This window comes from Steroidobacter denitrificans (genome assembly GCF_001579945.1).
Taxonomy (GTDB): Bacteria; Pseudomonadota; Gammaproteobacteria; order Steroidobacterales; family Steroidobacteraceae; genus Steroidobacter; species Steroidobacter denitrificans.
On record NZ_CP011971.1, the window covers coordinates 868,754 to 894,340 of the forward strand.

Consider the following 25,587-nt stretch of genomic DNA (forward strand, 5'->3'; position numbering starts at 1 on the left):
CATGAGTGAGATGGAGTTGCCGCGCAGCATCCCGCACGTCGTACTGCGAGCGGCGCAGCTCCATGGCGATAAACCGGCGATCGTCGATGGCGCACGGCGTATCAGCTATCGGCAGCTGCGGCAGCTGATGCTGCAAGCCGCCGCTGCCTTTCGTGCGCTGGGGCTGCAAAAAGGCGATCGGGTCGCAGTCTGGGCGCCGAACCAGGCGGAGACGATCGTCGCGGCTCTCGGCGCGCAGGCGGCCGGCGGCTGTATCGTGCCGCTCAATACGCGCTTCAAGGGCGGCGAAGTCCAGTACATCCTGAATCAGAGCCGGGCACGCATCCTGGTGATGACCGAGGTCTTCCTCGGTCATTCCTATCCGCAGATGCTCGAAGGTGTCGATCTGCCTCATCTCGAACATCGTGTGCTGCTGCCCTCGGAAGCAGGCGACGGTGACTGGGATCGCCTGCTCGAGGATGCCCAAGCCGGTAGCGCCGCAGCTGCAGCCGCCCTCGAGGGACTGACGGGCGAGGAACTCTCCGACATCATGTTCACTTCGGGCACCACCGGCAATCCCAAGGGAGTGATGACCACGCATCGCCAGAACGTGGCGGTGTATCGCGCCTGGTCGGACAGCGTCGGACTGCGCGAGGACGATCGCTTCGCCATCATCTATCCCTTCTTTCACTGCGCCGGCTACAAGGCCGGCTGGCTGGCGACCTTCATCTGCGGCGCCACCATCTACCCGGTCGCGCAGCTGGAGGTGAAGCCGCTTTGCGAGCTGGTGGCCGCGGAAAAGATCAGTTTTCTTCCCGGACCGCCGACACTGTTCCAGACCTTGCTCAGCACACCGCCGGCAGACCGCGCCGGCCTGCGCTCCCTGCGCGCCTCGGTCACGGGCGCGAGCATGGTGCCGCCCTCCATGATCGAGCGTATGCGCAGCGAACTCGACATTGCCACGGTGATCACCGGCTATGGCCTGACGGAAGCCTGCGGCACGGTGACCATGACCAGTGCCGGCGATCCCGCGGAGCTGATCGTGCGTTCCTGCGGCAAGGCGATTCCCGGCGTCGAACTGCGCTGCGTGGATGAGCGGAATCGCGAGGTTCCCGTGGGCGAGGCGGGAGAGGTGGTGGTACGCGGCTACAATGTGATGCTCGGCTATTTCGAGGATCCGGACAACACCGCCAAGGCCATCGATGCACAGGGCTGGCTGCATACCAACGACATCGGCGTTCTGGACGAGAACGGCTACCTGCGCATCACCGATCGCAAGAACGACATGTTCATCGTCGGCGGCTTCAACTGCTATCCGGCGGAAATCGAGCGCATCATGTGCGGCAATCCGGACTACATGCATGTAGCCGTGGTCGGGGTACCCGACGATCGCCTGGGCGAAGTCGGCAAGGCCTATGTCGTGCCCCGATCCGGGGCTGTCGTGACGCCGCAAAGCGTGATCGCCTGGTGCCGCGACGCCATGGCGAATTACAAGGTGCCGCGCTATGTCGAAGTCGTGGACACGTTGCCCACCAATGCCATGGGCAAGGTGCAGAAGTTCAGGCTGCGGGATGATGCCGGCTCACAGAGCTCCGGGGGGGAGCCGGAAAAATAATACGGATGTCGTTGGAGCGTGTAAGGTTTCACGCAGTGAAGCTTTGACACGAATGCTCGTGGTAATGAACAAGCAGGTTTGACGGTTCGACGTCAGACCAGGAGGTGGCGACATGGCATTATTGCAGCATACGGTTGCCTGCTTTAAAGAGCTGATCCCTCCGCTTGATAGTGATGAGATCTGGACGGACAGGCGCGGCGTCCTACTGGAGATGAAAAGTGTTCCCTGGCCCAGTCCCTGGGAATGTCGAACATGTTATCCGGATGAGCATGTCATCGTATATTCGGTGACACCGATGCCCGAGAGGACAGAAGTCAACTATGAGGGCGTCTGGCCGAAGAATCAGTTTGTAGCTCACGGCACTGTGGCGTTCTTTCCGGCGGGCTTGCCCTTCGTAGGCCGCTCCGTCGGCGGTTCGAACTGTCTATTACGCTGCGGAATTCCCACCAATTACTTCGAGGAATTAATACAGCTTGATGGGCGCTGGACGGCAAGACAACTGATGGCGACAGCCGATATCACGGCTTTGAGTGTGCAGTCGACATTACGGCGTATCGCAGAAGAGATAGTGAATCCCGGGCTGGCGAGTGCATTACTAATCGAGGGGTTGATCAATACCTTGCTGGTCGATATCACCCGTCATCTCGACGGCTGGGCGCATACAACGCCAGAGCGCGTCGGTAAACTTGCGCACTGGCAGATGCAGCGTATCGAGGAACGATTAGAGAACCTTGCTGGAGGGCTACCGAACCTGGAAGATCTGGGGGACTTGTGTGGTATCGGATCGCGGCAGCTCATGCGTGCCTTTCAGGCAACTACCGGTACGACTGTCTACGAGCATATCAGAGCACTGCAATTGGTGCGGGCACGTCGGCTTCTTGTGCGCAGTGATCTGCCGCTCAAGCAAATTGCATATGAACTTGGCTATGCACATGCCGCGAGTTTTTCGGCTGCATTCCGCCGAGAAAGTGGCGAAACCCCAGGGAATTTTCGCCGTCGGCAGCGCGGTGTTTGAAGTGGAATCTCATCGGCACCGGCACGGATGACCCGGTATGAAGTGGCAGTAGATGAAAATTTGATACAACAACTAGTTGGTATCAAACTTGATTATGACTACATGGATCAGTAATAAAATATCGGTTGTGGACTGTAGCAGGATCATTAGTGGGGCAGACCTGGTGATCGGTATCTCATAATATTTTTGTAATGACCTAGTACTTCTTGCACCGGTCAGGGCGCCAAAGTATACGCTTGTGCGGGTGTTTTCATCGCCAGCGTCTGATGGAGACACTGAACGTTGTAGAATTGAATCCAGTCGGCAATCATGCGGCTTGCATGCTGCAGACTCTCGAACCGGTGCCAGTGAATGCACTGCTCCTTCAGGGTGAGTATTATGCGCTCTACCATGCCGTTCTGCGGCGGGCTGGGGGCGTGATGAGCTCCTGCTTCAAGCCATGGCTACGAACCAATCGGGTGTAGTTCCGCTCTGGTAAATACCAGAGCGTTGTCAGAACGTAGCAAAAACGGTACTGGCACACGTCCCGGCGTACCATAGCGTCTGTTCGAGCGCTGCCATCGCCGTCGTTGCTTGCCCGCTGCGTGATAGTTACCAATCCAGAAGCTCACGCGTATAACAATCGATCACCAAGGCCAGGGCTAACCAACCATCGCGACCATCCCATACCCGACACAGATCGCTCGCCCAGCCCAGATCCGTAGCGTGTGCAACTGGGGGCAACGATCCGACCCTGGAGTGCCGTCCTACGACACGCTTGCGTACCTGCCCTCTTGATCTGAAAGATGCGTTGTACCGTGTACTTGTTCATCTCGAGCAATCCAGCCACAGTACGATAGCCGAATGAGGGATTCTCCTCGATCAGCTCATTGATGGACCTGTACAGCTCCTGCCTGACTTTCAGTGGTGCCTTGATCGGCGGCATCACACCTATGCAGCGGCTAGCCATGGCCGCATAGTCCTACTTCTCAGACCTACGGAAAGGGGGAGGAATTACCAAACCACCGACTATTAATGTGTTTAAATTCTAAAGAAATAACTGGCCGTTTATCGTTATCTTCGTGTTATACCGCTCGTTCATATAGTCGTTTTCTCTCGGTGAGGACCCATACATGTAGGTGCGATTATTCATGTCGCTGCTTCGATATTATGACGCCGGGAGCTAATTAGCTTAGATTGAATTTCTGTCGAAGACTGAGCTATCTTCTTTAGCAGATCTCCGTTGAGAGGCTCAATTGATTTGTGTAGTGATAGTCAATCCGTCCTGGCAGAGGCTCGGCTTAACGGTCATCCGATCGGTAGAGTGTGGGGTTGATGTGGTTTGGTAAACCACACTCATACGTGCAACCATCAATTATTCGTAATTTGAGCCATAGGTTGCTTCGTTCGCGCAGGTCCCAGACAGATCCTGAGGTAGAAACGTTAGTCAGTATCGAACTTATCAGTATTAAGGCTGCTGGCTGAATCTAAAGAGACCATTGCTACTTATCCTATGTTCTAACCCATTGGGCCATACGACAAGGTCGAAGGTTCTACCCATTATGCATCTAAAGAAACATAAATCTTACTGGACTGCAGATGACGATTTTATAGGGGAAGATATCAATGAATAATCGAGTATATGACGCATCAAATCTTGATTTGCGTACGTCGCTTCTTGCGGGAGTATCAGTACTTACGCTCATGCCGCTGGCACAGGCGCAGCCGCAGGCTGTCGATCAGCGTCCGGTACTCGAAGAAATTATAGTCACCGCTCAGAAGCGAGAGCAAAGTCTACAGGATGTGCCTGTTGCAGTAACTGCAATCGATTCTGAAGCAATTGTCGTCAATCGTGTCGAGAATGTTAGCGATCTCAGTGCGCTTGTTCCAAGTCTTACCGTACGACAAGGCGCTGGCGGCAGCCAGATTCCTCAGTATTCGATGCGTGGCATATATACATTTGGATCTGCAGTTGGTACCGATAAGGGTATATCACTTTATATCGATGGGGTGTACGTGCAGAACGCAGCAGGATCACTCGTAGATCTTGCGGATATCGAGCGGATCGAAGTGCTTCGTGGCCCCCAAGGCACGCTTTTCGGTCGCAACTCCACGGGTGGAGCCGTCAGCATCATCACGCGCAATCCAACGGGTGAATTTGGTATCCGCCAGGAGCTCACTGGTGGCAACTATAATCAGTTTCGTTCCAAAACGCGTATCGACTTCTCGCAAATGGGGCCGCTCAGTCTGTCACTATCCTATCTATACTCTGAACGTGATGGCGATACGCGCAATCTTGGTGCGGGTACCGTTTGGGATCATGGTCCAGCAAGTGGCAACGCGTACGGACTACTAAGATCGCCAGACCGCCTCGGTGATAAAAAGGTCAAAGGTGTATTCGTTGCTGCCAATCTAGATCTGCATCCGGATTTTGACCTGTCGTACAAGTTCGATCACTCTGATACAGATCACACACCAACCGCGGTAGGAACGGCATATTTAGCGACACCGGCAACAGCAGGCTATGGTGGTGTGCCGCCTTCGAGCGTTCCTTATACTTTTTACAATGCCAGCCCAAACCCACTCACACCGATCACGAACAAGCGACCAAAGGCAGTAAATAATTGGTATACAACAGAGTCTTTCGCTAAGACGTACGGTCATAATCTGACCGCTCATTGGCAGCTTAGCGATGATCTGGCACTGAAAAATATTCTCGCTTACCGAAAGACAAATCTCTACGCGAATAATCAGCTCGATGGGCTGGGTGGGTTGGTGGTCCCCGGTGCCGGAATACCGTTTGTCTTCGTTGCCTCTAATGCCGGAGCTACCGAGAAGCAATGGAGCAACGAGCTGCAGCTCAATCTAACAGCAAATCATTTCAATCTCACCTCAGGTATTATTTATTTTCAGAACGATCAGGAAACCGCTGGTATTCCTGGCGAATTTAATACCTTGGCAGGCGCTGCCATTACCGGCCAAGGTACTGCCACGCCTGGTCCGTTCGTAGTACCTGCAAACACGGGATATTTCCTGCCGAATGTAAAAGCGAAATCCCAGGCCTTATATGTTCAGCCTGAAATTCATCTGCATGATAAGGTCGATCTCGTTCTTGGCTATCGCATTACGAAAGACAAGAAAAATGGTACAGAAGTGGTGCCTGGCTCGGTGCAGCCATATGAACCTTCCCTCGGGCGTTCATCACCTATTCGTTATAAGGATGATCGCAGTACCTATCTTGTAGGACTGAACTATAAGCCCACGCAGGATATGCTGGCCTACATCAAATATGCAACTGGCTATATATCTGGTGGACAGCTCGCTACGATCACCTTTGCACCGGAGACCGCTAAGTCTATTGAAGGCGGCCTGAAGACAGAGCTTTTCGATCGTCGCTTACGCAGTAACGTTGCTGTATATCGCGTCAAATATGGTGCTATCCAACAAGCAACACTTGGGTCTCTTACCGGTATTCCTTCAGCTACTGATTTTGGCCAAGCTATCGTACCGAGCGCTGATGCCACTGCATACGGTATCGAATGGGAAAACACATTGGTACCGGTAGATCGTATGCTCTTGGGGGCTAATGTCAGCTACATGCGTTTCAAGTTCGATCAAAACACTATATTTAGTGGCTTTAAGTATAACGGTGGCGTACCCGGTCACAATGAGTTCAATCGCCCCAAGTGGAGCGGTAATCTCTTTGCACAGTATGACAGTCCAGAAGTCATAGGTGGGGGTTATCTGTCTGCGCGTATCGATGGGCGATTCATTAGTAGTCATCTAATGGCATTTGATACCTCGCCTGGCAATGGTCCTGATGCTATGGAAGATCCCTTGCTTCGACGTGCTGACACCGCACCATCACGGTGGTTGGTAAACTCACGTTTAGCTTTGCGTGATCTCGACTTTAAAGGCTCCAAGATCGAGTTAGGACTCTGGAGTAAAAATCTTTTTGATGACAAGAGTGTAATACAAGCAACGAATTTAGGTTTTGCCACTGCAGTGATTTATCAAGATGCACGAACTTATGGGTTAGATATAAATGTGGAGTTTTAGGAACTACTGGGCGATCTACAAGGTATAGATAATGGCTGTGGGGAGGGATCCCCAGTAAGGTGAGTCACACAAGTGACCCAACAACGTGGGTGCTCGTTTGCGGTGAGATTCTTGAAGTGTGGGCCAGTAGATGAGCTTTGCCAGCTGCAAAGCCCAGCCGATATGATTCTATTGTTGTAGATAACGCTCTAACTCTAACCTAAGGTCTTCGGTGATATACGGCTTGTGTCCTGGTGTAATCAGTCGTTGTGTGAATTCTATTTCTATATAGATGCACCAGTCATATGCTCGTGACACCGATCAGGCTGCACGGCAGAGTGGATATCCATGTGCTAGAGCTCTATGGATTGAGCCGGTAGACAGACTTCTACATTGCACAAGCATTTCAGAGTGTATTCATTACATAAACGCCGAGATAGCCGGGTATTCAGCAGTCGGTGGAGGAGCTACATAATGAAATTATCGGTGCGATATTGAGTGGTCTGATACATCGTTTTTTGACTCGTTGATAACTCGCATCCGATGCAAAATTCTTCTAGTTTGCGAAGACAGACAGGCATATTCCATGGATGGTGGATCGTCGGTGTCGCTTTGCTGGCACAGGCAATTACAACCGGGCTGGTTATCTACTCCTATGGCTTGTTGGTAATGCCGATCGGCACTGAATTCGGTGCGAATCGTTTCGAGATGATGTGGGGAAAGACTGGCCTGTCACTGATGACAATATTGGTGTCACCGTTCTTCGGTACATTACTTGATCGTTACTCTGCTCGTCTACTGATGACTCTCGGTGTTCTCGCCTTGAGTTCTACTTTTATTTGGATCTCAATTTCGAGTACGCTGTGGGAGTTTGTGTTTGCCTTTGCCGCGCTGTCTGCCGTCGCCATGGCGCTGCTCGGGACGCTTGGAACCAGCGTGTTGGTGACGCGCTGGTTCCGTAACAAGCGTGGCCGTGCGTTGAGCTTGACCGCGCTAGGAAGCTCTATCGGTGGACTATTTATTCCTTATCTGTTTCAAGTTCTTATCGATACTTTCGGTTGGCGTACAGCCTGTGCATGGTTTGGGGCTGGTACCGCGGTCCTTCTGTTACCCTTGGTTTTCATCTTGGTCCGTAATCGACCTGCAGACCTCGGACTATATCCTGATGGTACAGTAACAACGACAGAAGTTGCCGCTCAGGCGCTATCTGAACCTACGTCGGTAGACGGCCTACTGCTGAGTAAGCGATTCTGGCAACTCGCCATTGCTATAGGTGCAGTGTTTGCCGTAAGTGCGGCTTTACTTGTGAATATTGTTCCATATGCTCAAGGACAGGGCATTGTTTCCCAACACGCTGCTCTCTTGATATCTGCTTACGCCATCAGCGGTATCGGCGGTAAATTATTGTTCAGTCTTATCGCTGACCGTGTTGATCTGAAGATGTCACTGCAGATCGCCATGGCTTTGCTGGTGCCACCTATCGTCACGCTGACACAAACAGATACATATAAAACAATGCTTATTTGTTCTGTACTCCTAGGTATGGTCTCTGGGGCCCTCATGCCCGGTTGGACTGCACTGCTAGCTCACCTGTACGGGCCGATACACTACGGCAGGGTGATGGGACGTATGCTACCAGTCACAGGCGTCATGGCTACCGTAATCGTTCCTCTCGTGGGATATCTATTCGATCGTAGCGGTAACTACAATACTGCTTTCTTTTGTCTCGCGACGTTCGTGATTATAGCGATCGTATTGTTGGTATCGATGCGAGAAAAGTAAATATATCGACGTTTTTGTTTACTCGGTTGCCATCCTAGCAGGGTAAAGACCAGTGATTTCTGCTTGTCGATCTTAGTCGCCTTCCGTTAAACCTAGCGCTGGTATTTGATGGAAAGGAATATGATATGAATTCCATTGGTGTCAAGGTAGAAAATCGCCTACTCCCTTTCTCTCGTTCTATCAGTCAATCTGCTCGTATAGCCTTAGAGCAATGTGTTTCTCCAGACGGTACACCACTTAATAAAAAAAACTATCCTGATCATAATGATTTTGTCGGCTGGCAATGCTTTATTAAAGCGCTCGACGTAAATCTAGATCACATGGTACAGAGGTACTCTGCTAACCTTACAGCCGAAATAAAAACAACTGAAATAGCTGGTTGTACAGTACATATAGCGACCCCTAAAAATTTGATTTCAGGGACAAAAATCTATCTTGATATTCATGGTGGAGCACTAATTAGCGGATCAGGAAATTTCTGTAAGTGGGGTGCACGTCGTATAGCGGAAACTCATGGAGTGCGATGCTATGCGGTAGATTATCGTATGCCTCCGACTTATCCTTATCCAGCACCACTTGATGATTGCCTTGCTGTATATCGTAATTTGATTGGGCAATTTGGCGCTGAAAATCTAATAGTCGGAGGTGCCTCCGCTGGAGGCAATCTTGCTGCAGCACTGATGCTTCGTGCTCGAGATGAAGGATTGCCTCTGCCCGCATCTCTGGTTCTACTGACGCCTGAATTAGATTTGACAGAGTCCGGTGATAGCTTCGAGGTCAACGTTTTTGCAGATGTCATCCTTTGTGGAAGCTTGATGCCGGCTAATCAGCTTTACGCTAATGGATATGATTTAGGGCATCCACACGTCTCTCCCTTATTCGGAAGTTTTACCAAGGGATTTCCCCCAACGTTTCTTCAAACGGGTACGCGTGATCTATTTCTATCCAACGCTGTACGTATGCACCGGGCGCTTCGAAGAGCTGCTGTTACCGTAGAGTTGCATGTATTCGAGGGGATGCCACATGGAGTTATTTTTGGGTCTCCAGAAGCTGAAGATTTAGAAGAAGAGTTAAAGCGATTTGTCACGGATGCTTGGATGTGATGCGTGCCAGATAATATTTGCTGACTAATAATTGTTGGATTAAAGAAAATGATGAATGAGCAGGAAATCATCGAACATGGTCGAAAGATGTTCAAGAAATGCTATAACGGAGTCATTCCACTACCCGAGTCGGTTGCACCCGACAGCTTTGGCGAATTGAATCTGAAGTTGTTTCACGAGGTCTGGGGAGATGATCGTCTGAGCTTCAGAGACAAGCGCCTCCTCGTCATCGGTGTGATGGGTGGCCGTGCCGGTTCGCCTGATATGTTCGCCATTCATGCACGTTCGGCGTTGAAGAACGGAGAACTCACGATCGATGAGCTTCGAGCCTCGATGAAGGTACTCCTGAATTATGCGGGTGCACCAGCGACGTCACCGTTGTATCTAGCTCTTGAAAATATTATCAAGGAAAATGGAGGATAAAGTCGTCAAAGAATGGCGCTTTGGACAAGGATCAGTCGAGCGAGATGGGCATAGAGTGATAAGAAAATTACAAGAAATAACCTGATCGCGTTACCGTTCAGGTCATTCTTGAATCCTGATGTTCATTAGGATTATTGGCCACTGCGCGAAAAGTCTGAGAGAGCCCAGCTCCTGCTGTTCCAGTGGGAACTGGGTCTAGGTATCACCAGAAACTCTATACAGAACTCTCTATCGAGTTTGTGATGTCGTTAGCTCGATATTACGACATCTATAATTAAGTAATCGGAATTGAGTCGTATTCATAGGTTGAGCTAACCTCATCCTCAAAGATGTCTTGATCGCTCAGAATGACCTTTATGATAGTGCGCTAGACTTACCTCGCTTTTTGGAGATTTGTCATGACCGTCCTCCAAGATTATTCCGGTCCCTTCAATCCCGACCTTACCCTGGATGATTTTTCGCGAAACTTCTTGTGTCATCTTGGACGCGAGTACATGTTGCTCGGTATCCTGGTGGGGCGTACTGCTCATCCACCAGGTGCGGTTAAGGACAGTTATGCTCGCCTTGGAATCGAATCCTATATGGCAGCAAGTCCTATCTATTCGAAGCGTATGCAGCGATTAATGAATTTTGAAGGGGATGACGTCGGTACAGCTTTCAAGAATATGCAACTGGATATCGGCGCAGCACATCAATATATGGATTTCAATTTTCGTCTCGATTCACCCAACTATGGAGAATTCTGGGTGCATTGCGGATCGTTGTTGGAGGCTGAATTGGGCGGACCTCAGCGAGTCAAGACGATGTGCCATGACATTGAGGATCCAACTTTCGATGCAACGGCCGCGGCAATTAATCCGAGCATGATGATGCGAGCGATTCATCGTCCACCACGCAATTCAGATGGCAATGGTGAAGGGCGCTATCCGCACTGCCGCTGGAAGGTATTGATTGCAGATGGTACTAATGCCTTCGAGCAACATCCTAATCTTGCGGTAGTGCAGAAGGCGAAAATTGCATCGATTCCACTCGTCATGCCCAAGAAAGATCGGGAACCAGGTGGTTGGCAAGATTACTCCGGACCGTTCGAGCCACACGCCCAGCTGGAGGATTATTCTCACAGTGCTCTGGTCAAACTGTGCCAAGAATTCGGTGCTCAGATTCAGCTATTGGTGCGTGGCTACCTTCTGAGCGAAATGAATCACAAGGGAGCTGAAAGCGCCGCCGCGATGAGTCGGAGCATGTGGATCGGCCACGCCTGTATGGGCGCGTATCGGTTGCATAACTTTCTTGGTATCGAAGGTGATGATATCCAAACGATTGCTAAGATCGTCCAGCTACACCCTGATTTTCAACCACGTACCTACCTGGATCTACGGGTAGAAGTGATCGGTGATCAGCGTGCCAGGATCTCGGTCAATGACTGTCCAGCTCTACAGGAGGGTGACTCACTCAACTGGTTTGCTCAGATGTCATACGAGCCACATCCGGCGCTGAATGCTCTGGTGCGTATGATCAATCCGCGAGCGAGCTGCCGTGCGGTAGACGATCCTGGAGGCGCCCGTTACGCTTGGGACGTAATGATCGATCCAGCAGCTGAACCGCTTGCGCCACCAGCGGAGTTCGAAGCCGTAAAGGCTGGACGTTCACTCGCTTTTCAGTTTGAGCAGAGACGGCTATTGCGAACTTGACGCGATTACTAATGGAAGGATTCAGAATATGACTTACAAGGTGGTGCAATGGGCGACCGGTGGCGTCGGTATCGAGGCTCTGCGTGGAATCCTGCAGCATCCAGGACTGGAACTCGCCGGACTGCTAGTCCATAGCGAGGCCAAGGATGGAAAAGATGCCGGAATGCTCTGCGATATGCCGCGGGTTGATGTGATCGCTACCCGAGATAAGGAAGCCATCTTTGCGTTGGAAGCGGACTGCGTATGCTACACGCCGCAGCAACCCAATCTAGATGATGTTTGCCGCTTACTAGAGTCTGGAAAGAATGTTGTTACGACTTCTTTTCTCTTTCATCCAGCGTCGATGGAGACCGATAGCCTGCAGCGGCTCGAAGCTGCCTGCCGGCAGGGTAATTCATCGGTGCATGGAACAGGTATCAATCCAGGCTTTATCGCAGATGAACTGGTACTGGCTATGAGCGGACTGTGTCGCCGTATCGATCGTGTGAAAGTCATCGAATACGCAGACTGGTCTCAATACGGGTTGTCAGCACCGGAAATTACCTTCGATCTGTGTCGTTTTGGTCATGCGCCACAAGATGCAAGGGATCATCCATACACCCGGTTCATGGGTGATCTATTCCTGCAGTCGGTTCGTATGGTAGCCGAAGGCATTGGTTTGCGCCTTGATGACACACTGACCTCGCTCGATTTTGAGCTAGCCGAGCGAGATTTCAAGGTTGGAGATAGGACGGTCGAGACCGGAACCGTAGCAGGCCAACGCTACCGCTGGCAAGGTGTGCATGACGATAAGCCAGTGGTGGAGATCGAGACTCTGTGGACTATCGGACATATCAAACCGAAAGGCTGGCCGACGGCCCCCGAGGGCTGGAGCGTCATCATAGAGGGAGATCCTCCGATGCGCGTGACGTTCAATTTCGATCGTTCAAATGCCCGGTGCTCGGTCATCGCTACCGCCATGCATGCAGTCAATTCGATCGTACCCTTATGCCAGGCTGAGCCAGGCATAAGAACTTTCCTCGATCTACCCTTGATCCGCGGCGCCCACGTTGGAACTCAGATATAACCGATGCCAGAGGTGAATGATTACCGTCTTCGGAAAGTTTTCGGTTTGGCGGGTAAGACTGCAGTCATCACCGGAGCCTCATCCGGCATCGGTACTGCAGTTGCAAGTCTTTTTTTAGCTGCTGGAGCACGGCTTGCGCTTACCGCCACTACCCCGAAGAAGTTGGAAGCAACGGTGGCTCGACTGCACACCGAAGGTAAACAAACCGAAGATGTCTTTGGAGTCCCAACCGACATCTCCCAGGAATCCCAGGTCATAGCGTTTTTTGATCAGGTCGCTACACGCTATGGTCGAGTGGATATTCTTGTCAACTGCGCAGGCATCTTTCCTGTCGTGCCCTTCTTTCAGAGTAGCGTCGAATTGTGGGATCGAGTGCATGAGATTAATACGCGAGGTACCTATCTCTGTATCCGAGAGGCACTCAGAAAAATGCTGATTGATGACCAAGGCGGCGCCATCGTTGCAGTTTCTTCTCTTGCCGCCAAGAGAAGCATGATCTTTGGGCACGCCCACTATGGCTCCAGCAAGGCGGGAGTTAATATGCTGGTCCGGACAGTGGCGTTAGAATATGCCGATAAAAATATTCGTGCCAATGCGGTGATGCCGGGTACGATAAGGACCGCAGGTCTGACTGCAGCGATCGAGGAACATAAGATTTCTAGCAATATCGGACCAACAAAGGACTTGAGCCGTTTTCCGATGGGCCGTATCGGTCATGCAGATGAAGTCGCTTCGGCCTGTCTGTTTCTTGCCAGCCCTGCGGCGAGCTTCATTACTGGTGAGTGCCTGGTGGTTGATGGCGGACTTTCGTTAAGCTGAGAGTTTCTGCGTCGCAAGGGATGCACCACAATCTAGTGTATCGCTTGGATGAAATTGGAACCTCCGAGTGGACGAGCATCGATACACAGCACAGTCTATGATGGGAAGATGAGTGCCTTAGCCTCGTGCTGAAAGTTATGACGGTTGGGGAGTAAACTCTGTACTGTCACGATCCAGAACCTTGAAGCTGCAGCTGCCATTACCTTGATTGATAACGAAGGAGAGTTATGGATTTGCAGGCGCTCAGCGACAAGCTGGAGATCCAGGAGGCCCTGGCCCGTTACGCACGGGCGGTGGACGACAAAGATTGGGCGTTGTGGAAGACGGTCTTCACGCCCGATGCACATATCGATTACCGCAGTGCCGGAGGTTCGGTGGGCGGCCGTGACGAGATCGCCAATTGGCTGCGCGACTCGCTCGAACACTTCTCGATGACGCAGCACTACATCACCAATATCGAGATCGAGCTCGATGGCGATGAGGCTCGGGTCATCGCGCTCTTCTACAATCCGATGATCTATCCGGGAGCCACCGGACTCAGCTATTGCGGCGGCCGCTACCACCATCGGTTCGTCCGTACCCCGGAAGGCTGGAAGAGCCGAAATCTTCGCGAAGAGAACCAGTGGTTCGTCAAAGCGCCGGGCGATGCGAAGGAGCAATGATCGCAGCGGACGCAGGCCACCGCTGTGAAAGTAGGAGGGGCAGGGCCATGAGTGCATCCGTATCGAGTCATCTACTCGCTCCGGGAACGATCGGGCGCCTGTCGTTGCGCAATCGCATCGTCGTCACCGCCATGGGGGTCAATCTCGCGGAACAAGACGGTAGCTGCGGCGAGCGAATGATCGCCTACCACGCGCAGCAGGCGCGTGGCGGCGCAGCGCTGATCATCACCGGCGCCACCGGTGTCGCGTTGCCGACCGGAACCTGCCTGCCCAGGCAAACGTCGATTTCCGATGATAGCTGCCTGGCCGGTCTGTCCGCCCTGGTGCAAGCCGTACATGCCCATGGCGCCAGGCTTGCGCTGCAATTGCAGCATGCCGGTTTGAATTCGGTGGTGGATATGGCCGAGGGGCGGCCTCTTTGGACACCGTCGCTGCCGGCCGCGAGCGCCTCGGATGCACAGAGCATGTTTTTGCCGCAAGAACTGGCCGAGCTGGCGCCAGCGACGGGCAAGATGCCTGCAGTCACTTTCAAGATTCCGACGATCGACGATATCCGTCAGGTCGTCGCTCTCTTTGCGGCTGCGGCGGTGCGGGCCCGGAAAGCCGGTGCCGACGCCGTTGAAATTCACGGCGCGCACGGCTACCTGCTGGGCTCTTTTTTATCGGCCTACAGAAATAAGCGAACCGACGAATACGGCGGTTCACTGGAAAATCGGGCGCGCTTCCTGCTTGAAACGATTCGGGCCGTCAAGGCGGCCGTGGGTGACGATCTGGCCATCCTGTGCAAGCTGGATTCGCGCGAGGTGGGATCGCCGGGAGGCATTACCCTGGAGGACGCGCTTGTCACCGCCCGCATGGCGCAGGAGGCGGGTGCCGATGCCATCACCGTGACCGCCTATCACAATACCGACCGTGGCATTCTTCATTCGGCTTCACATACCCCCCACGAGCTGGCGGTGAACCTGCCGTTCGCGGCCGCCATCAAGGCGGCAGTGCGCATACCCGTCATTGCCTCCGGCCGTGTCGAGCCTGAAGTCGGCGACGCGGCGATCGCCGCCGGCAAGCTGGATTTTTTGGCCATGGGGCGCAAGCTGCTGGCCGATCCCGAGTTGCCGAACAAGCTGGCGGCGGGACGCGCCGAGGACATCCGGCCCTGTATCTATTGTTACACCTGCATCTCGGCCATCTATCTTCGTCAGTCGGTGCGCTGTGCCGTCAATCCACGCACCGGACTGGAGTATCGTGATCCCGATCCCTCGATTTCGGAACCTAATACCGGTCCCAGGCACATGGTCGTAATCGGAGGGGGACCCGGCGGCATGGAGGCGGCTCGGCGCCTGGATCTGGCCGGACATCGCGTCACGTTGCTGGAGCAGGGCAATCGACTGGGTGGAACGCTGTTTCTTGCCTCGCTGGCCTATGCAGCCAATGAGCGGCTGCTGAATTGGCTGACCCGTCAGCTGGCGGCTTCGCGGGTGCAGATCCGTCTCGATACTCCAGCCACACCTGACTTGATTGCCCGCTTGCGGCCGGACGCCGTCATCGTCGCCACCGGCGCGGTGCGTTCGATGCCCCCGATCCCGGGAAGCGATCTGCCGCATGTATTCAGCGGTGATGACATGCGCAGGTTGCTGCTGGGATCGGCTGGAGCGATGACGAAGCGGCGGTTGGGTGCCGGCAAGGCAGCCGCCGTCAGACTTGCAGCGGCGCTGGGGCTGACAAGCAATCTCGGGTTGATCCGTCGTACCACCCGTACCTGGATGCCTTTCGGTAAAAATATTGTGATCATCGGCGGCGAGTTGGTGGGGCTGGAACTGGCGGAGTTTCTCGGCGAGCGCAAGCGCCGGGTATCGATCGTGGACGAACCGCCGGTCATGGGAGCGGGGCTCGCGTATGTCAGGCGGATACGTCTGTTGACGGAGCTGCGCGAGCATGGTGTACAGATGTTCCCGGCGGCTGCCAATCTCCGCATCGACCGGCATGCCGTTCTTTTCACCGATAGTGACGGCGGAGCGCGGGAAATTTCCGCGGATCAGGTCATCGTCGCCAAAGGCGCCACTGGCGATACACAACTCGCCGACACCCTGCGCCGTGCCGGTTTCAACGTCAGGGCGATCGGCGATTGCACGGGCGTAGGCTATATCGAGGGTGCCATGCGCACTGCGGCAGAGGCGGTCAGGGAGCTTCTGGCTTAAACGATCCTACAACCCTTCGAAGCTTCCGTAGGTATCCGGCCCGCCGCCGCCATCCCCGCCATCCGACCTGAAAAGGTGGCATCGCCGACCGAAAGTCCGCTGGCGTAATGCTCGGTCGAACAGGGAACGCCACTCGCTGTGCGCCCCGCTGTATAGAGCCCTGGAATCACCTCACCCCGAACGTTGAGAACTTCCCCGGACGGTGCGGTTTCAAGACCGCCAAGCGTGAAGTAGGTGACGTACCCGCCGCCGCTGGGGCTGCAATCCAGCGCAACGTAGGGCGGTTCGATCGGCTCGAGCCATTCGGATGCCTTATGAAAGAAAGGATCTTCACCTTTGGCGGCGTGCCGGTTGTAATACTCCATCGTCTGCGCAAGCGCTCCGGCAGGTATTTTTAACTCTGCCTCCAATTCTTCGAGGGTGAAACCCGTTCCTGCAATGGGCGGATTGAAGAATTTAGGTGGCTTGAAATCGTCGCTTGCATGCAGGATCAGGTAGCAGCGGCTGTCCGGTTGTAGCATGGAATAATAGGCAACCCGGGTATGGTAGCTGTCTTCGTTCACGTAGCGTTGGCCGTTGGCGTTGACGAAGATGCCCGAACTGTTCCTGCCCGGAGGGTAGAATGCCATCGATATGAAGCCTTCCGTCATGTTGATGACCGAGGCGCCGAGCGCCATCCCCATACGGATGCCGCTACCGTTGTCGTTGGGGTTACCCAGCGGTGCATTGCCCTTGGCCAGCGTCGGCGCAAATTTCTTCAGCATTTTCTGGTTCATGGCGAAGCCGCCGGTGCAAAGCACCACGCCGCGCGTGGCTCTGACGTTGTATTCCTTCATGTCGTGCCTGATCGCGACTCCGGACACTTCATTGTGTTCGTCGGCAATCAACGCCAGGACGCGCGAATCGTATTGAACCTTGATCCCGCGCTGCTCGACGGCACCCGAGAGTGCCTGCCACAACAGCGGGCCCCCGTTATCCCCCTCGATCCGGCCTTTGTGCCCGCGCGGGCAGGGAAGCGCCTTGTCCCGATAAGGCCAGGCTTTTTCGTTGCCGGAGTAAATCAGGCAATCATCGGTCAATTGGATGATTTCCCGTGTGGCTACAAAAGACGGCTTGTAGCGTAGACCCTTGTCGACGATCCAATGATAATGATCGAGGCTGCCGTCTACGTACGCCCTGATCTTTCGTTCATCGGCATTGGGCCCACCCGACGCCATCAGGTAGTTGTACATATTCTCCGAGGAGTCCTCGAAGCCAGTGGCCTTTTGGATGGGCGTTCCGCCATTGCCGCCGTAGTAGATTTCGCCGCAGGACAGTGCAGTGGAACCGCCACCGCCGCTGGCGGTCTCGAAGATGATGACTTCGGCGCCGGCATCCTTCGCTTCGATGGCGGCGCAGGCTCCCGCGCCGCCATAACCGACGATGGCCACGTCGGTGACGATATCCCAATGCGTGATTTCCGATAAGCGGCGCGGCAGGATCGAAGTATCGCTCCGTCCAGTCTCCTCTGCCTGCTTGTCACCTAATCCGCGAGGCTCGCTCATATGCGTCACGCTGCGCCTGCCTGGGCGAGTTGCCGCCTCAGGGCATTAATATCCCAGTAGACCTTCAGGCTGATGATCTTGCCGCTCGCATTCACTTCATAGATGCCCACCATGTCGATGTAGGTCTTCAATTCATCGAGGATATTGGTCGCCGTCATGGCGACTGCAGCGATATTCTCTCCGCAAGGGAGGCGCTTGACGGGAGCGATGACGAGGTTGCCCTTACCGATCATCAGATCCCAGAATCTGGCGATTTCCTCTTTGCCGCGGAAGCCTACCCCGTTGGGGTCATGCGGTGAGGTGCCTACGGGGTCGTGCACGACGGCGTTTTCATCGAACAGTTCCAGCCACTGTGCTTTTTTTCCCGCCATGGCATTGGCGATGGAGTTCTTGTGGGCCGTGATGGCCAAGGTATCGGTGCTCACCTGTCGTCTCTCCTGCATAGATCAGACTTTTAGAATGACGCGTTCGGCATATTTCTCGAGCGCAATCAGCTTTTGTGCCAATGGCTGACCAGCCGATCGCGGATCATAGATATTACGAAAACCAACGATGACATCGGTCACTCCCATGTCTTCCAGTCGCCTGATCCCGTCGGGGGTGAAGGCGTCGACGGAAATCACGTGGATTTCGAAGGACTTGTCGGCGACCCCGAGTTCCCGCCGGATTTGTTGCAGCCGATCGAGCAGCGATTTCAGGTCATCCCTATCGCCTCCGGCATGCATCCAGCCGTCGCCCATCGACACGGCGCGGCGCAGCGCCGCCTCGGCATGCCCGCCAAGCAAAATAGGCATCGGTCTAGTGGGTGTCGGGTTGAGCTTGATCGGCCCGAAGTCATAGAATTTTCCATGATATTCGAAGAAGTCGCCGGCACACAGGCCGCGCACGATCTCGATCATTTCGCTCATGCGATCGCCACGTTTTTCCCAAGGCTGACCACACACGGCGAAATCCTCCGGCCAGGGGCTGAGACCGACACCGAACCTGAAACGGTTGTTGCTGAGCGCTGCGAGGGAGGATACGGTCTTGGCGACCAGGACCGGATTGCGAACCGCTAGTTTGGCGACGAAGGTAGTGAACTGCAGCGTCTGGGTGTATGCCGCCATGTGGGTGGCGAGAATGAACGGATCCAGCATCGGGGCATTGATGAAGGACCGGTCACCCGAAGACAAATAGGGATACTTGGAATCGGTTTCCTTGGGATACATGATGCTGTCGGGTAGCGCAAAAGAAGAAAAACCAGCCTTCTCGACAGCCACCGCGAGGGGACGAAAGTGGCTGATGTCGCAAAGACTTTCAAGATAAGTGAAACGCACGGTGCCTCCATTCGTTGAGATCGATCATCGCGCAGGTTGCACCAAAGCCCCCGTCATCATGCCGCGTACAAGTTCGCGGGTCGCGGACATCATGGCGACGCTCAGGCCAGCTGCTTTGCCGCAGTCGATAGCCAATCCGAGGTCTTTCTCGCCAATCCCGGCTTGGCTAGCCAGAAATTGATCGCGGACCGGGTTGGTGCCGGGAGGAGACTGCTGTTTGCCATCGAGCATGGCGGTGACGGTCGGAGTCAGATTGCCGTTCGCTGTCATGACGCGACGAAGCTTTTCATAGGTGACGCCATGGTAGGCAGCGAGGTTGGCGGCCTGCGAGCCGACGACCAGGTGTGTCCAGGTGACGAGATTGTTGGCTATCTTGGCCGCCATGCCCGCGCCCAAGGGGCCGAGATGCTCGACATCCGTTGAAAAAGCTGTGACCAGCGTGCGGGCTCGCTCCACATCGCGGGTATCGCCTCCTAGCAGGGTGAAGACGAAGGCTTCCTCATCGGTGCTGCGGGTACGTGAGACCGGCGCATCGACGAGTGCAATCCCGCGTGGCGCCAACTTTGCCTGCAGCGCATGCAGGGTGGCGATCTCCACGGTGCTGTGGATGAGTATCAGCGAGCCGGAGGCAAGCGTTTGGACGAGCCCGGCATCCCCCAGCACGACTTCATTGACTTGTCGATCATCCCGGACACATACGCAGGCGATCTCAGCGTCCTGTGCGGCATCGGCGGCGGAGTCGGCGATCCTGGCGAGGCTGCGAAACGCCGCGCGTGCAGCCGGGAAGGCATCGTGGACGGCGAGTTGGTGCCCGGCGCGAGCGATCAGGCGTGCCTGGGGGGCGCCCATGCTTCCCAACCCGATATAGGCGACTTTCATGATGCTCTCCTGGGGCTAATTCATCTCGATGCAGTAGGCGGCGGTGATCGGCGGCGGTTTCGCAGCGGTTATGATGCCTGGATGGGCGGCACAGACCGTGGGAATGGCGTGAACCGCATTCATCGCCGTGGTGGTGCCGCTGCCGGTCTTGCTCTTCTCGGTATAAAAACTTACCCGGACGCTGGGCTCGCCTTGGATCTCGATCACATAGCCCTCCACCTGCCAGTCGGGCGTCATCGCATAGCCGAGCCGCCAGATGAGTTGTAGCTCGACAATTGATTTGTCTCCGATGAGGCCGCAATAGGACATGCGCGGTGCTCTGACGCCGCCCTGCCGGGAATCGACGACGGTACGTACGGGTGAGGCGGGATCGACGATCGCGCGTACGGGTATCTCGGCGACGTGGATGGCGCCGTTTTGCAGAATGGCCGCCTTCATGTGCGGCTCCAGTCCTGCCTTCCCGCCCAGGTCCGCATATCGGTCATTTGGATCGGGATCAGCGCCAGCACCTTCTTCATGTCGGCTTGGAACGGCTTGAGCGGCGAGTGGTCGACAAAGTCATAGAAAGCTTCGAGGTCGGCCGCGTATTCATCGCGTGTCACACCTGCGAGCACGCCCCCGGTCCCTTGTCCGGCCACGGTCAGATCGTAAAGATCTTCGCCGAGTTTGCGGGAAGTGATGTACTCGTAGCGTATCGGCCGTCCAATAGCCTCGGAAAGAATGGCGATTACTTGTGCGGTGGTCAGCCGCTCCCGCCCGCCGAGATGGATTTTACGACCCGCCAGGTCCGGTCGCTGCAACGCCGCGATCATGAATTTCGCGAGATCCTCGTGACAAATCCAGTCGTAGGCGGCATCGAGCGTGTGCGGATAGCGATAAACGCCTTCGTTGACGAACATCGGTTTCATGAAGGGCGTTGCCAGGTTATCCATGAAGATTCCCGGCCGGAATATGACCAGCGGTACGCCTGTGGCGCGGAAGGTCTCCTCGAACTTCAGAACATAGTCGTAAATCGGCACGCCGCAGGGCGTATCCGGTCCCCAGTTGCTGGTGTTGTAGACGATGAGCCGGACGGTCGATTTTTTGATCGCGCTCGACAGGTTCGCACACTGTCCGAGCGTATGTTCGAGATTTCCCCCGGACGGCAGCTGGACGAGTACCGCGTCCATTCCTTCCAGCGCCGCCTCGAGCGAGGCAGGAACATCGTAATCGGCACTGAGCGTTTGGACATCCTTGTATTCAGGATCGTTGAAGGCGTCCAGACGACGGCTGACTGCCCTGATTCGATAGCCCTGGCGCAAGGCTTCCCGCACCTGTGGCCGCCCCTGTTGTCCGGCGGCACCGAAGATAATTACATTCTTGATGTTCACGGAGGCTTCCAATGGCGGCATCACCCAGCTGATGAGTCTACGTGTAGCGCAACAAGATATCCGCCAGCTCGCGCGGCCGAGATATGAAGGCATCATGTCCCGCCTCGAATGCCACCACTTCATCGACACCGGCGTTTCGCGCCTGCTCGCGCTGGTATGCAGGCGGTAATGCAGCGTCGCGTTCCAGAAGAATGTAGGTCGATTTCAAGCCGACGGCTGCGGCAACGGTGGGAACAGGCTCGCGCATGGGACCCGGCGGCTCGGGTTCGAGCTTCGAGAGCAGCCACGCCGCAGCATCGTCATCCAGGTCGTTGCAGAACATGCCCCGAGCGTCGAGGCGTCGCGAAACCGGTGACAGGGGGTGCCTCATGAGATCGGCGATCGACTGGCCGGCCGGGGGATTCGAAGTCGAGAGATAGATGAGCCGCCGGATCCGCCCGGTGATCCGCTCCGCGGCTCGAGGGAGGGTGATACCGGCAAGCGAGTGGCCGACGAGCACGACTTCATGAAGATTTCGGGTTTCGATCTCGCCGACAACATCGTCGATATAGTCGGCGAGAGTGATCGCATCGGAAGACTTCGCGCCGCGGCGCGTGCCATGACCGGTCAGATCGACGGCCACCACCGATTCGACACGGGAATCGGCCTGGAGATGAGGTATCAGACGTTCCCAGCACCATGCGCCGTGCGAGCCTCCGTGGACCAGTACAAAGCTCGTCATCGTGGGTGAGCCTCGAAAGGATTGGCGGAGCTGGCCGTTGCCTGGTTCCGAATCTGGTTCAGGACTTGGCGTCGTTCGCCGCGGCGATCGCTTCCTCGGTGACGGGTAGCAGCCCGCTGGCGCGCGGATAGCCCGCGTACTGGGCAAGATGGATCAGTGCCTCGCGCGCCTGTTCCGCTGTCAGTTCGCCATTGGCGAGCGCCGCACGCACCTGGATGCCCCAGGTGTTCGTCTCGCCCAGCGCGGCGATCACACCCATGGTGAGCAGGCGCCGGTCGCGGACCGAGAGTGCCTCGCGCGTCCATACTTCGGCGAACAGCTGCTCGAGCATCAGATCGGCGAAGGCACTTTTTCCCTCGGGCGGTACGGGTACGATGCCGGCGTACACCTTTTGCAGCATCGCCGCCCCCCGGGCCCGTCGATTCGAGTCGCTCATCGCCTCACCTTCTGTCATGACATCGTTGCGAATCATCCCGGCCGGGAGCGCGGCTATGAAGCCGGTCGTGAAAGCTGGCTACGAAGCCGGGAATTCATGTCGCGGCAACTCATTTAATATGAGTGCGTAATCGCCCGAAGCTATTCAGCTTCTGGTATGAAGGCATCGTCCACTTGGATTACTAGTCTTTGCCGGATTAAGGGTCTATGCTAGATGGCGTCCATCAAAGATTAATAAAGATTAAACTTGATCAGTGAACTGAACTCGGCTGGCGATGTAATTTCCGACTCATCCTCGAGTCGCCCCCGAGTTACCCCCCCCCAGAGCCACTGGGGAAGCCGGCCGGCATGGTGCTGGCCGGCGTAGTCTTGTCGGACGATGCTGCGGTCGAGGCGGGTTTGCAAGCTTGTCCTTTATTGCCGGCATCGGCGCACTTCGAACGTCTTTCGCGACGGATACCTAAGTTAATGGGGAGGATAGTAATGAAGAATCCTGGACATGCCATTCATGAGCTGTGCTTTGCGATGCTCGCCGCGCCCGCTCTGGCGCTGGCATCGACGAGCGTGCAGGCACAGTCGACCGGTCAATCTTTTGTGCTCGAAGAGATCGTGGTGACGGCGCAAAAGCGCGAACAGAACATCCAGGACGTGCCGGTGGCGGTGACCGCGCTGAGTGCCGATTCCATCATCGGTAATCGTATCCACGGTATCAGCGATCTCAATGCCGTCACGCCCAACCTGACGATCCGTCCCGGCGCCGGCGGAGCTCGTTTCCCGCAGTATTCGATGCGTGGTCTGTATACCTATGGTTCCGCCCTGGGAACGGACAAGGGCGTATCGCTGTACATCGATGATGTATACGTGCAGGCTGCCGGCGGTTCGCTGTTCGAGTTTGCCGATGTCGAACAGATCGAAGTGTTGCGCGGCCCGCAGGGAACACTTTTCGGCCGAAACTCTACCGGCGGCGCGATCAGCGTTCGCACGCGCAAGCCCACCGGCGAGTTCGGGATCCACCAGGAGCTCACCACCGGTAATTACAACCAGTTTCGTTCCAAGACGCGCATCGACTTCCCGCGTGTCGGACCGCTCAGCCTGACGGCCTCCTATCTGCGTTCCGAACGTGATGGCGACACCCGTAACCTCGGCGCCGGTACGGCCTGGGACCATAGCGTGAGCGGCAAGGGCATTCTGACCTCGCCCAAGCGGCTGGGCGATGAAAGTGTCGATGGTGTTTTCGTGGCGGCCGACCTGGATTTCCACGAGGATTTGGATCTGTCCTACAAGTTCGATCTGTCCGATACCGATTACACGCCGAATGCCTCGGGTATTGCCTATCTGGTGACCCCGGCTACCGGTATATATGGCGGTGTCCCGACTAATTTTTATAATGCCAATGCGTTCTATGGTGCCAGTAATCCGGCTCTGATGACGCCCATTACGACCAAGCGTCCGAAGGCCGTCAACAACTGGTACTCCACCGAAGGCACCAACAAGGTTTATGGCCACAATCTGACGGCCACCTGGCGAGTGAACGATTGGGCGACCTTGAAGAATGTTCTTGCCTATCGCAAGATGAATCTTTACACCAACTATCACTTTGACGGCCTGGGCGGCCTGTACATACCAGGTACCAGCCTGCCTTTCCTGTTCACGGCAACCAATGCCAAGGAAATAAACAAGCAGTGGAGTGACGAGCTGCAGCTGAACATTACCCACGACCGGTTCGATCTTACCGCCGGCGTCATTCATTTCCAGAATGACCAGGAAGTGTCCGGTATCGCCGGGGAATACAATATGATTGCGGGTGCGGCCATCATGGGCCAGGGTACGCCGCAGGTGGGAACTCCCTTCGTGGTGCCGGCCAATACCGGCTATGTTCCCCCGACCGTGAAGGCAAAGTCGGATGCCTTCTATATTCAGCCGGAAATCCATTTGACCGATCAAGTCGATTTCGTGGTCGGCTATCGTATCACTCGCGATAATAAGAAAGGCAAGGACGTCATTCCTGGGGTGATCCAAGGCACACTGCCGCCTAATGGTATATATGAGACCTCAAACGGTCGCTTTGAACCTATTCGTTATAAGGATACCCGCGATACCTATCTGGTCGGCTTCAACTACAAGCCGGTGGACAATATCCTCACCTATGTCAAGTATGCGACGGGCTTCATCTCCGGTGGCCAGCTGGCCACGATCGAATTTGCCCCGGAGAAGGCCAAGTCCTACGAGCTGGGTGTGAAAAGCGAGCTGTTCGACCGTCGTCTACGCAGCAATCTGGCGCTGTATCATGTCGATTACAGCCTGATTCAGCAGATTACGCTGGGTTCACAGACGGGTCAGGCGTCGGCGGCGAACTTCGGGCAGGCCGTCGTCCCCAGTGCCGATGCCACGGCCTACGGCTTCGAGTGGGAGAACACCCTGGTGGCCATGGACGGACTCACGCTGGGCGCCAATGTCGGCTTCACCCACTTCAAGTATGATCAGGACACCGTATTCAGGGGGTTTGACGGTAGTGGAGGTTTTGTCTATGTCTCCGGAGCGCCTGGGTTCCAGAGTTTCAATCGTCCGAAGTGGACGGGTAATCTTTTTGCCCAGTACGATGGTCCGCAGAACATCGCCGGCGGATACCTGTCGCTGCGCGTCGACGGGCAGTTCAAGGGCAAGTACTTGATGACTTCCGACCTGACTCCCGGTGCCGGTCCGACGGCGCAGGAGGATCCGGCGCTGCGCAAGGCGGCGACCTCGCCCGATCAGTGGCTCGTCAATGCACGTCTCGCCTTGAGCGATATCGAACTGCGCAATGCCAGACTCGGGGTCTCGCTCTGGGGTAAGAATGTCTTCAATAATCGTCATATAGCCCAGTATGTCCCGGCCGGCTTCATCGGCTTGGCCATCTATGAGCAGGCGCGGACTTACGGTTTGGATCTGACCGTCGATTTCTAGTCGGATCAGCAG

Annotated in this window: 21 protein-coding genes; 12 read left to right on the plus strand and 9 right to left on the minus strand. The window is 55.3% G+C overall.

Going from position 1 to position 25,587, the window contains the following annotated elements:
- Position 1: 1 nt before the first annotated feature.
- Both ACG33_RS03750 and ACG33_RS03755 read left to right on the plus strand, forming a co-directional pair.
- A complete protein-coding gene (locus ACG33_RS03750; protein ID WP_066922773.1) occupies positions 2 to 1,594 on the plus strand; it encodes a FadD3 family acyl-CoA ligase in 1,593 nt (530 codons plus the stop codon).
- Between the two features lie 112 nt (positions 1,595 to 1,706).
- On the plus strand, positions 1,707 to 2,609 hold the full coding sequence (locus tag ACG33_RS03755; protein ID WP_066918821.1) for a helix-turn-helix transcriptional regulator: 903 nt from the start codon (positions 1,707 to 1,709) through the stop codon (positions 2,607 to 2,609).
- Between the two features lie 215 nt (positions 2,610 to 2,824).
- On the opposite strand, the gene ACG33_RS16435 is transcribed toward ACG33_RS03755, so the two are convergent.
- Positions 2,825 to 3,001, minus strand: a complete 177-nt coding sequence (locus ACG33_RS16435; RefSeq protein WP_066918823.1) for an integrase core domain-containing protein — start codon at positions 2,999 to 3,001, stop codon at positions 2,825 to 2,827.
- Between the two features lie 1,213 nt (positions 3,002 to 4,214).
- Between ACG33_RS16435 and ACG33_RS15610 the strand changes: the two genes are divergently transcribed.
- The 9 genes from ACG33_RS15610 to ACG33_RS03810 all read left to right on the plus strand — a co-directional run bounded on the left by ACG33_RS15610 (position 4,215) and on the right by ACG33_RS03810 (position 16,367).
- Entirely contained in the window at positions 4,215 to 6,647 is a 2,433-nt protein-coding gene (locus ACG33_RS15610; RefSeq protein WP_083536419.1) for a TonB-dependent receptor, read from the plus strand.
- Positions 6,648 to 7,169: 522 nt separating this feature from the next.
- Complete coding sequence (locus ACG33_RS03775) at positions 7,170 to 8,408, plus strand: MFS transporter (RefSeq protein ID WP_083536420.1); 1,239 nt, start codon at positions 7,170 to 7,172, stop codon at positions 8,406 to 8,408.
- Positions 8,409 to 8,533: 125 nt separating this feature from the next.
- Entirely contained in the window at positions 8,534 to 9,511 is a 978-nt protein-coding gene (locus ACG33_RS15615; protein WP_083536421.1) for an alpha/beta hydrolase, read from the plus strand.
- A 48-nt stretch (positions 9,512 to 9,559) separates the two neighbouring features.
- Positions 9,560 to 9,934: a carboxymuconolactone decarboxylase family protein gene (locus tag ACG33_RS03785; RefSeq protein WP_066918833.1), complete on the plus strand. Its 375-nt coding sequence runs from the start codon at positions 9,560 to 9,562 to the stop codon at positions 9,932 to 9,934.
- Between the two features lie 398 nt (positions 9,935 to 10,332).
- Positions 10,333 to 11,625: a cupredoxin domain-containing protein gene (locus ACG33_RS03790; protein WP_066918835.1), complete on the plus strand. Its 1,293-nt coding sequence runs from the start codon at positions 10,333 to 10,335 to the stop codon at positions 11,623 to 11,625.
- A gap of 28 nt (positions 11,626 to 11,653) precedes the next feature.
- Positions 11,654 to 12,691 carry an NAD(P)H-dependent amine dehydrogenase family protein gene (locus ACG33_RS03795; protein ID WP_066918837.1) on the plus strand — a complete coding sequence of 346 codons (1,038 nt, stop codon included), beginning with the start codon at positions 11,654 to 11,656 and terminating at the stop codon, positions 12,689 to 12,691.
- A gap of 3 nt (positions 12,692 to 12,694) precedes the next feature.
- Positions 12,695 to 13,510 (plus strand): SDR family NAD(P)-dependent oxidoreductase, encoded by an 816-nt coding sequence (locus ACG33_RS03800; RefSeq protein ID WP_066918839.1) that lies wholly within the window; start codon positions 12,695 to 12,697, stop codon positions 13,508 to 13,510.
- A gap of 227 nt (positions 13,511 to 13,737) precedes the next feature.
- Complete coding sequence (locus ACG33_RS03805; protein ID WP_066918841.1) at positions 13,738 to 14,172, plus strand: nuclear transport factor 2 family protein; 435 nt, start codon at positions 13,738 to 13,740, stop codon at positions 14,170 to 14,172.
- A 47-nt stretch (positions 14,173 to 14,219) separates the two neighbouring features.
- Positions 14,220 to 16,367 (plus strand): oxidoreductase, encoded by a 2,148-nt coding sequence (locus ACG33_RS03810; RefSeq protein WP_066918843.1) that lies wholly within the window; start codon positions 14,220 to 14,222, stop codon positions 16,365 to 16,367.
- On the opposite strand, the gene ACG33_RS03815 is transcribed toward ACG33_RS03810, so the two are convergent.
- The 8 genes from ACG33_RS03815 to ACG33_RS03850 are packed head-to-tail and all read right to left on the minus strand — an operon-like array spanning position 16,364 to position 22,633.
- Positions 16,364 to 17,911 (minus strand): FAD-dependent oxidoreductase, encoded by a 1,548-nt coding sequence (locus ACG33_RS03815; protein ID WP_083537147.1) that lies wholly within the window; start codon positions 17,909 to 17,911, stop codon positions 16,364 to 16,366. The two genes, ACG33_RS03810 and ACG33_RS03815, sit on opposite strands and share 4 nt — an antisense overlap.
- A 5-nt stretch (positions 17,912 to 17,916) precedes the next feature.
- Positions 17,917 to 18,336 (minus strand): nuclear transport factor 2 family protein, encoded by a 420-nt coding sequence (locus ACG33_RS03820; protein ID WP_168160006.1) that lies wholly within the window; start codon positions 18,334 to 18,336, stop codon positions 17,917 to 17,919.
- Between the two features lie 21 nt (positions 18,337 to 18,357).
- Entirely contained in the window at positions 18,358 to 19,227 is an 870-nt protein-coding gene (locus ACG33_RS03825; protein ID WP_066918847.1) for a TIGR03619 family F420-dependent LLM class oxidoreductase, read from the minus strand.
- 24 nt (positions 19,228 to 19,251) lie between these two features.
- Positions 19,252 to 20,106, minus strand: a complete 855-nt coding sequence (locus ACG33_RS03830; RefSeq protein ID WP_066918849.1) for an NAD(P)-dependent oxidoreductase — start codon at positions 20,104 to 20,106, stop codon at positions 19,252 to 19,254.
- 15 nt (positions 20,107 to 20,121) lie between these two features.
- Positions 20,122 to 20,544, minus strand: a complete 423-nt coding sequence (locus ACG33_RS03835) for a hypothetical protein (protein ID WP_066918851.1) — start codon at positions 20,542 to 20,544, stop codon at positions 20,122 to 20,124.
- Positions 20,541 to 21,476, minus strand: a complete 936-nt coding sequence (locus tag ACG33_RS03840; protein ID WP_168160007.1) for an SDR family oxidoreductase — start codon at positions 21,474 to 21,476, stop codon at positions 20,541 to 20,543. Before ACG33_RS03840 ends, ACG33_RS03835 begins: the two co-directional genes overlap by 4 nt.
- A gap of 37 nt (positions 21,477 to 21,513) precedes the next feature.
- On the minus strand, positions 21,514 to 22,197 hold the full coding sequence (locus tag ACG33_RS03845; RefSeq protein ID WP_066918855.1) for an alpha/beta fold hydrolase: 684 nt from the start codon (positions 22,195 to 22,197) through the stop codon (positions 21,514 to 21,516).
- Between the two features lie 58 nt (positions 22,198 to 22,255).
- On the minus strand, positions 22,256 to 22,633 hold the full coding sequence (locus ACG33_RS03850) for a carboxymuconolactone decarboxylase family protein (protein WP_168160008.1): 378 nt from the start codon (positions 22,631 to 22,633) through the stop codon (positions 22,256 to 22,258).
- 482 nt (positions 22,634 to 23,115) lie between these two features.
- Between ACG33_RS03850 and ACG33_RS03855 the strand changes: the two genes are divergently transcribed.
- Positions 23,116 to 25,575 carry a TonB-dependent receptor gene (locus ACG33_RS03855; protein ID WP_066918858.1) on the plus strand — a complete coding sequence of 820 codons (2,460 nt, stop codon included), beginning with the start codon at positions 23,116 to 23,118 and terminating at the stop codon, positions 25,573 to 25,575.
- The last annotated feature ends 12 nt before the right edge of the window (positions 25,576 to 25,587 follow it).